This is a genomic window from Massilia sp. DWR3-1-1 (assembly GCF_049898325.1).
GTDB lineage: Bacteria > Pseudomonadota > Gammaproteobacteria > Burkholderiales > Burkholderiaceae_D > JAFCUW01.
Genome location: NZ_JAFCXL010000070.1, coordinates 1 through 1435, shown reverse-complemented (window position 1 = coordinate 1435; position 1435 = coordinate 1). Strand labels below are relative to the sequence as shown.

Annotated in this window: 1 rRNA gene; it reads right to left on the bottom strand. The window is 50.9% G+C overall.

Annotated features, from left to right (window positions below):
- Positions 1-66: 66 nt before the first annotated feature.
- Positions 67-1435, bottom strand: a 23S ribosomal RNA gene (locus ACP7EY_RS23950); the annotation flags it as partial.

The window sequence follows — 1435 nt, the reverse complement described above, 5'->3', positions numbered from 1 at the left end:
CTGGGTAGAGATTATATATCTCACAAGCACAACGCGCTTTCAATTCTCTACAACTGCTAATGTTATAGGGACAAGCCTTACGGGCAATTAGTACTGGTTAGCTTAATGCATTACTGCACTTCCACACCCAGCCTATCAACGTCCTGGTCTCGAACGACCCTTTAAAGAGCTCAAGGCTCTGGGAAATCTCATCTCAAGGCAAGTTTCCCGCTTAGATGCTTTCAGCGGTTATCTCTTCCAGACTTAGCTACCCGGCAATGCCACTGGCGTGACAACCGGTACACCAGAGGTCTGTCCACTCCGGTCCTCTCGTACTAGGAGCAGCCCCCTTCAAATTTCCAACGCCCACGGCAGATAGGGACCAAACTGTCTCACGACGTTTTAAACCCAGCTCACGTACCACTTTAAATGGCGAACAGCCATACCCTTGGGACCGGCTACAGCCCCAGGATGTGATGAGCCGACATCGAGGTGCCAAACTCCCCCGTCGATATGAACTCTTGGGAGGAATCAGCCTGTTATCCCCAGAGTACCTTTTATCCGTTGAGCGATGGCCCTTCCATACAGAACCACCGGATCACTATGTCCTACTTTCGTACCTGCTCGACTTGTCAGTCTCGCAGTTAAGCACGCTTATGCCATTGCACTATCAACACGATGTCCGACCGTATCTAGCGTACCTTCGAACTCCTCCGTTACACTTTAGGAGGAGACCGCCCCAGTCAAACTGCCTACCATGCACTGTCCCCGATCCGGATAACGGACCAAGGTTAGAACCTCAAACAAACCAGGGTGGTATTTCAAGGTTGGCTCCACGAGAACTGGCGTCCCCGCTTCAAAGCCTCCCACCTATCCTACACAGATTGGTTCAAAGTCCAATGCAAAGCTACAGTAAAGGTTCATGGGGTCTTTCCGTCTAGCCGCGGGTAGATTGCATCATCACAAACATTTCAACTTCGCTGAGTCTCGGGAGGAGACAGTGTGGCCATCGTTACGCCATTCGTGCAGGTCGGAACTTACCCGACAAGGAATTTCGCTACCTTAGGACCGTTATAGTTACGGCCGCCGTTTACTGGGACTTCAATCAAGAGCTTGCACCCCATCATTTAATCTTCCAGCACCGGGCAGGCGTCACACCCTATACGTCCACTTTCGTGTTTGCAGAGTGCTGTGTTTTTATTAAACAGTCGCAGCCACCAGTTTATTGCAACCCGTTCATCCTTCCACAGTAAAGTGGTCAAACTACCAGGGCGTACCTTTTCCCGAAGTTACGGTACCAATTTGCCGAGTTCCTTCTCCCGAGTTCTCTCAAGCGCCTTAGAATACTCATCTCGCCCACCTGTGTCGGTTTGCGGTACGGTCTCGTATGACTGAAGCTTAGAGGCTTTTCTTGGAACCACTTCCGATTGCTTCGCAGCATAAAGCCGCTCGTCTC